Source organism: Pseudoalteromonas sp. MMG005, assembly GCF_018101015.1.
GTDB classification, from domain to species: domain Bacteria; phylum Pseudomonadota; class Gammaproteobacteria; order Enterobacterales; family Alteromonadaceae; genus Pseudoalteromonas; species Pseudoalteromonas aurantia.
Map to the genome: position 1 here is coordinate 141,115 of NZ_JAGJEK010000017.1, position 7,230 is coordinate 148,344.

The 7,230-nt window shown below is 41.8% G+C and carries 5 protein-coding genes; 4 read left to right on the top strand and 1 reads right to left on the bottom strand.

Annotation, left to right across the window (positions count from 1 at the left end):
* Positions 1 to 14: 14 nt before the first annotated feature.
* Entirely contained in the window at positions 15 to 1,805 is a 1,791-nt protein-coding gene (locus J8M01_RS14820) for a glycoside hydrolase family 3 protein (protein WP_247671145.1), read from the bottom strand.
* Positions 1,806 to 2,088: 283 nt separating this feature from the next.
* Here J8M01_RS14820 and J8M01_RS14825 point away from each other — a divergent pair, with 283 nt between their 5' ends.
* The 4 genes from J8M01_RS14825 (at position 2,089) to J8M01_RS14840 (ending at position 6,857) form a co-directional block, all read left to right on the top strand.
* Positions 2,089 to 2,460 carry a hypothetical protein gene (locus tag J8M01_RS14825; protein WP_211058511.1) on the top strand — a complete coding sequence of 124 codons (372 nt, stop codon included), beginning with the start codon at positions 2,089 to 2,091 and terminating at the stop codon, positions 2,458 to 2,460.
* 143 nt (positions 2,461 to 2,603) lie between these two features.
* Positions 2,604 to 3,164: a hypothetical protein gene (locus J8M01_RS14830; RefSeq protein WP_211058512.1), complete on the top strand. Its 561-nt coding sequence runs from the start codon at positions 2,604 to 2,606 to the stop codon at positions 3,162 to 3,164.
* Between the two features lie 74 nt (positions 3,165 to 3,238).
* The gene (locus J8M01_RS14835) at positions 3,239 to 5,704 is read left to right on the top strand and encodes a LodA/GoxA family CTQ-dependent oxidase (RefSeq protein WP_211058513.1); all 2,466 of its coding nucleotides are present in this window, start codon (positions 3,239 to 3,241) and stop codon (positions 5,702 to 5,704) included.
* 43 nt (positions 5,705 to 5,747) lie between these two features.
* Complete coding sequence (locus tag J8M01_RS14840) at positions 5,748 to 6,857, top strand: FAD-dependent monooxygenase (protein WP_211058514.1); 1,110 nt, start codon at positions 5,748 to 5,750, stop codon at positions 6,855 to 6,857.
* The last annotated feature ends 373 nt before the right edge of the window (positions 6,858 to 7,230 follow it).

Below are 7,230 nucleotides of genomic sequence, written 5' to 3' on the forward strand. Positions count from 1 at the left end.
GGCCCTCAGAAAATTTATTTGTTAGGCAGAGTCACTGTAACGGGTAACACACCTTGCGCGTTATCAAGTCCTAAAATTACCCGAGCTAATGCTGTAAAAGCGGGACCAGAGACCTGATTTTTATTGTCTATATCAATATTATAGGCATAGCTAGCTAAAATTGCGTCACTGATAGCCGCGTACTCTGTAATTTCGTATGGTGCACGTAAGCTAATAAATAAGACTGGCTTTTTCAGGCGCTTCGCTAAGCTCATTTGTTGGTGCAATACTTTTGGTTGGTCATGTCGAGATACACCATGATCTGATAATTCCGCTATGTCATCCATACCCCCTATTTCTACGGCACTTTGTTGTGGGCTGGCATGAGCTGCGATTATGATATCGGCGTGTTCAATCGCGTTATTGGCTGCTGTGGGGTCGAACCCTTGTAGGCTGCTACAGGTAATATGAAAGGCATGCTTACTTAACTTTTGTAATGCTTGTTCGAGTGCAATGCACTTGCGAGTATCAGGCATAATAAGGTGGAGGTGTGTTTTTTTAGGCTGGGTTGATACAGACTTTATTGGTAATAGCCCTGAATTTTTTACCTCAGTAATAGCTGCAACTGCAAGGTTCGCTTCTAACTGCCGGTGACTTGGATTACCTAAGGTTGCGTGCGCTATGTTGATAGATGGGTGTGTTGAAGTGTTTAAGAACCGTTGTTTTAACGTAGCAATTCGCGTTGCCGATTGTGCTACGTCATGTTTGTTTAATTCTTGAGTGTTGGCGGCTGTTACCAAACTTGATATTAGTGAATCCAGTTTTTGAATATCATGGGGGGTACGAATTGCAATAGGCATCAATGCGATATCAACGCCCGCTTTAAATGTTTCAATAACAGCTTGATCTGGGGTGAAAAAATCACTGATCCCAGCCATATCCAATGCATCGGTAACAATCACTCCCTCATAGCCTAGTTTGGTCCTGAGTAAATCATGCATTATGGCCCGCGACATAGTGGCGGGTTTTAGCATTTTTTGACCATGTTTATTCGTTAATTCGCTGTTATCAAGAGCAGGATATTGAATATGTGCTGTCATGATCATGCCAGGCGCATGTGTATCAATGATGTACTTAAAAGGGGCTAAATCATTGTGCCAAATAGTGTCTTGGGTATGCGTAACCTTTGGCAGCCCAGTATGACTATCAATGTGAGTATCGCCATGGCCCGGAAAATGTTTTAAAGCGGATATAACACGCTCATTTTCAAAGGCAGTCACTTGGGCTGCGCCCAGTTTAGCAACTTCATCGGGGTTTTCCGAAAACGAACGTACGTTGATGACTGGGTTTTCAGCATTCATATTGACATCAACTGTGGGCGCAAAGTTAACATTAACTCCCAAACTGTTGAGTTCTTTTCCAATGGCTTTGGCAACCTCAGTGGCATAAAAAGTGCCGTGTTTAGGGTACGTTGCACCAATGCTCATGTTGCCAGTAAAAGAGGTGGCAACTTCTCGGTTAATACGAGCGACACGTCCTCCTTCTTGGTCAATTGCAATAAATAAAGGTTGTTTAGCTGCACTTTGAAGTGCTTTGTTTAATTCGATTATTTGTGCGATGTCTTGTACATTTTCAGCAAATAAAATCACGCCTCCAATGTGGTATTTAGTGATGACTTGCGCCAGTGCTTTGGGGAGCTTTTTCATCGGTGTGCGACATGCTGAACTCTTGCCATTTTCACAGAAATAACGAAAATCTAGCATCAGCTTTTGGCCGAGTTGCTCATTGAGTGGAGTGTTTGCCATTGCAAGTTGATGAATTGTCATGCTGATAACGATACCTAAAGGTTTTAAAATTTGTGAGAGTGCCATATAAAACTTGTGAAAGACATCAAATGATTAGCTACTAATTTAACATTGAAATAGGTATGTATATAGCACATTGTTAAGCGAAGTTAATCGCATCGACAATTAATGTGTTATGAACGATATTGGGTTATATTCCTATGCACATAGCGTAAACATCCGCATGAACTTACTTGTAGTCTCCCTGAATTCATTTTCCCTCGTCTCCCTGAATTTATTTCAGGGCCAATGCAGAGGGGGCACTTTGTGCTTGTGGATCCTGACCTGCGTCAGGACGACGGCTGGGGGGGAGTTACACATCAGTTGGATATTGACGTTTTATCCTGTGAGTCTACCTCGTATCTCTCAATTTATTTTTCGTACTTCTGAGTTTGTTTTCCGTCGTCTTCCTCAATTTATTACTCGTCATTCTGAATTCATTTTCCCTCATCTCCCTCAATTTATTTTCCGTCGTCTCCCTGAATTTATTTCAGGGTCCGTAGAGAGGGGGCACTTTGTGCTTGTGGACCCTGACTTGCGTCAGGACGACGGCTGGGGTGAGTTACATCAGTTGGATATTGACGTTTTATCCTGTGAGTTTTCCTCGCATCTCTCAATTTATTTTTCGTACTTCTGAGTTTGTTTTCCGTCGTCTTCCTGAATTCATTTTCCCTCGTCTCCCTGAATTTATTTTCCCTCGTCTCCTTGAATTTATTTCAGGGCCAATGCAGAGTGGGACTTTGTGCTTGCGGATCCTGACCTGCGTCAGGAAGACGGCTGGTGGAGGGGAGTTACATCAGTTGGACATTGACGTTTTATCCTGTGAGTCTACCTCGTATCTCTCAATTTATTTTTCGTACTTCTGAGTTTGTTTTCCGTCGTCTTCCTCAATTTATTACTCGTCATTCTGAATTCATTTTTCCTCGTCTCCCTGAATTTATTTCAGGGCCATGCAGAGGGGGCATTTTGCACTTGTGGATCCTGACCTGCGTCAGGACGACGGCTGGGGTGAGTTACATCAGTTGGATATTGACGTTTTATCCTGTGAGTCTACCTCGTATCTCTCAATTTATTTTTCGTACTCCTGAATTCATTTTCCCCCGTTTCCCTGAATTCATTTTCCCTCGTTTCCCTGAATTCATTTTCCTTCGTCTCCTTGAATTTATTTCAGGGTCCATGCAGAGGGAGCACTTTGTGCTTGTGGACCCTGACTTGCGTCAGGACGACGGCCGGGGTGAGTTACACCCAGACCAACGTCAGGAGTACAGGTTCGGAGAGTTGAATGATGTAATGTCATGTAATCGATATTTATTCGTATTTGACTACACTGGTTATTCATAATCTATCTGGCACCCCCATCTGTATAGTCATATGCAATGGTGCGTGTTATCTCTCAAAATCGATAAGGAAACACCATGTCTGATCAGTATACCTATAAAATTTATCCACCACTTGGCGTGGCACGTGTTGGTAATGGTCCTGCTCAATCCGAAACAGCGGTTTTTACTCCAGAGGTACCTTGGCAACATTTATACGATACAAATGTAGAGTATTTGGTAACACTTGGAGATTTAAAAGCACTCGTACAAAGAGTATTTGCTGAGGGACTAGGTGACGCAGTTAACACTGTCGGTTTACAAGTAAAAGAATATGTCTCTGAGTCGGTTGTTACTGAACTGGCTGGTGATCATAAGAGTCAGTTGTCTATCGCAATCATCGAGTCTAATCTCGGGAAGGTTATCTCAAAACAGGAACTTGAGCGTAAGCTTGATGATGCGACTTTACCACAGTCAATCGTTAACTTCTCTTTACTGGGCCTTGTTGAAGATTTGGTTGTTGCAGTATTAGCGGATAAATATTTAGGGGCCGTTAAAAAACAAGCACAGCGCTTTTATCTTTATAAGTGTGACCTGCAAGGTAACCCAATAGAAAAAGTGACATTGGGAGATGGTGAGAAGGTGACATGGCATGTGAGTGTGGCTAACAAAAAAGCATTTTGGTACGACTATAATAATGCCCTCGATTTGTCATTATTATCGGAAGGATCAGGTAATTTGTCTAAGAATGTTAGTTTAGAAAGGCTGGCCCCAGCTCAAACAGCAAAGCGGCGAAATCCGAATGTACTGGGTAACAAATTGCGTCAGCAGTTAGTGATCCGTAGTAAGGGGATGGTATCGAGTAATCAGAATGACGTCGTTAAGTTAAGTGGCAAGTTTCCTGCTAATGAAGCCGATCAAGAGAGTCGTCTGACAAACTTGCTTAATATGACTGAGCGACACAATGTTTTGCAAGGGAGCATTAGTTGTTCAGACTCTGGTGTATTGTCTTTTTATGCTGGGGACGGGGTATCACAAGCAATGACTCCGTCGTCTTTAAATACCGACTTTGCAGACAACTCTAATTGGTATGATGATATTTGTGATGGTAGCGTAAGTGCTGAATTAACCTTAAAGAATGGGAATATTGTAAAAATAAACCAAGAAAATAATAGCGCATGGATTGCAACAGCGCCGCCTGACTTTGCGCCTCAAATTGAACCACTTGTTACTTTATACGATATGGTCAGTGGGTCACAATTTAAAGAGGCTGATTTAGCTGGATTAAAAACCCAATTTAGCGATGTATTTCCAATTTTATATCGTTTATATCGTATGCAATGGGTTAACCAAGCGGACTTCTCCGACAATCAAGTAAATACAGTGATGGGTGAACTCAGTAGTCAAAATCAGTTTGCAAAATTGCTTGATAATGGCTGTGCCACAAGTGAATTACGAGAAGAAATCTTTAAGCAGTTTAGAAACCCGATGTTTGATGAAGCTGTAGATAAGCAAGACGCAGGTCAAACTGATAGTGAATGGATCAATACTAGTCGGATTATTCCAAGCAAAGATACCACGGACATTAAAGGGCGCAAAGCTACACACAAATTACAGCTGCCATTTTACCCCAATGATGGGGTGGATTATCCTGGTAGCCCAATGCAATGGTTTGCTATCCCACCGTTCATGTATCAGCACTTATTAAATTGGTCACAAGGTAACTTTACCGTTACGGATGATGAGAAAAGTCACGCAGACACAATTGATTCAATGGCTAAATTCTATATTGATACATTTGCAGACTCATCCCACCCAGCATTGCTATCGGCACGGGCAGCGTTAGATGCACTATATGGGGGTGGTTTTCACCCAGGAGTAGAGCTGACCTGGCCTATGCGTCATAAACATATTTACTCAGAAAACGAGAGAAAATCTGGTGTTAACGCGCAAATTAGCTTACTCGGTTTAAGTGAATTTAGATTAACTCAGGCAGCCAATGATTTGAACATGTATCAAGATTTTGGTCATGTAATACAAGTGTCTGATGTTGAAAAGTCGATAATACCTGACTCTGATGCAAGTTGGTTTTGGAAAAATACACCTGGAGATTTAACCAAATGGATGGGGATCCCTTGGCAATCAGATGCTGCGAGTTGCCAAGCTGTTTACACTCCTGAAGATTTTCCTATTCCAGCTTGGTGGGCAGCTAACTTGCCTGTACATATCGTGCCTCTTGCGCGTTACAACAAATTTAAAGATGGTAAAAACTCAGATACAGAAACCCCCAATGGTTTTGATCACAAAATTGCACAGGGCATGACAGAAGCATCATTTGATCAACTGCGATTGGAACAATATTCACAACGACTTGATTGGCTACATACTGCCGATTTGGGATTTGTTGGTTATCACGCAGAAGGAGGCTATACCAATGGCTTAATTCAGATGGTCACACAATGGAAGAATATGGGAATGGTAATGGCTCGACCTGTTGAACAAGGAGAGAATACGGGTATTCCAGAAGTGGTTTATGTTGCTTACAGCAAAGCGGATAAAAACTAAAATAAGATGCGCTCGTAAGGGCGCTATTTTGATGAGAGTAAAAATGACTGTAAAATTTGATTGCGCCGTAATTGGAATGGGAGTAAGCGGTGTATTACTGGCTAAGGAGTTAGCAACGCAAGGTTTCAAAGTTGTATTGTTTCATGATGATAAGCCTATAAACATGAGCTTTGCTGAAAGTTTGCCTGCAACGGTTAACCCATTGTTAGAGCGGCTGGGTTTGATGAAATATTTACAGCATGAAATACACTTTCCTTGTTCTGGTACTTTTTCATCATGGGGGGCTGCTCAACTGCAGCACCCTAGTTTAGAGTCAACTATGCAAGGGCATGGCTGGAAAGTCGATAAACATGGCCTAGTTAGGCAGCTAGCATATGACTTACCAGACTCGGTAGTCAAATTGCATAAAGTAATCAGTATCGAGCGACAACCATCGCATTGGTTACTTGGTAGTAAAAGTAATGGGCAAGTTATTGAGGTGTGTGCGCGTTTTGTTGTTGATGCCAGCGGCCGACAAGGGTATTTACCAAGAGCTTTAAATATTTCGCGTCACTGTTTTGATAAGTTAATGGCATTTGTGGTGAATGTACCAAGAATATCAGGCGAAAAGCTCAGTCATCCAGTGCTTGTTGAAGCCCAGCAAAATCACTGGGGGTTGGTGTCTAAAATGAACCAAAATCAAAACATGTTGGCTATTTTTAGCAACCAAGCTTCACCTGACTTTGAGTTATATAAATCGTTTGAAAATTGGCATGAAATTAATCAAGACTCACTGTACTTTAAGCAATTTATTCCTCAAGAACATAGCCCAAAAGTAAAAATGGTGAATGCTAGCAGTCATATATGCAGTCAGTTAACAGGAGATACTTGGCTGATGCTAGGTGATGCTGCAATGTCGTTTGATCCCTTATCATCACATGGCATGACAACGAGTATGTATATGGCAGAGAAAGCGTGTCATGCAATCATGCAGTCTTTTGCGGGTAATCGTGCTGGGTTAGCGGATTACTCCGAACAAATGACTTTAATTTATAATACGTACTTAAATGAATTGGTGCAGCGTTATAATGCAGAGCAACGCTGGCAAGGGTCGCCATTTTGGCAAAGTAAGCAACAATTAAAAATGACAAATGAATGCATGTTAGTGAGTTAGTGAATAGTTCGCATACATGATAACCTTTTCTCTATTCGGTCTTTTCTGAGAACGGTACTCCTTTTCGCTTTGTGAACCTATTTTTGGATGGCCTTACTCCTCATTTTTCAGCGCTTTTACCTATCAGGATCCATTGAGGGCTTAACATCTTCGTATTTCTGACTTCATTTCAGAGCTAACATCTTAGCTTCATTTCAGGGTTTAGGATTTCGTCTCCCTGAATTTATTTCAGGGTCCATGTTTGAATACACGAAACGCAAATGGATCCTGACCTGCGTCAGGAAGACTGATTTGGTGGAGGACTGATTTGGTGGAAGACTGAATAGGAAGACTGAATAGGAAGACTGAATAGGAAGACGGCGCATAAGTTAAC

What these genes read in the sequence shown, in the direction of transcription:
- J8M01_RS14820 (WP_247671145.1), bottom strand. Translation starts at nt 1,805, where the DNA reads ATGACAATTCATCAACTTGCAATGGCAAACACTCCACTCAATGAGCAA.
- J8M01_RS14835 (WP_211058513.1), top strand. Translation starts at nt 3,239, where the DNA reads ATGTCTGATCAGTATACCTATAAAATTTATCCACCACTTGGCGTGGCA.
- J8M01_RS14840 (WP_211058514.1), top strand. Translation starts at nt 5,748, where the DNA reads ATGACTGTAAAATTTGATTGCGCCGTAATTGGAATGGGAGTAAGCGGT.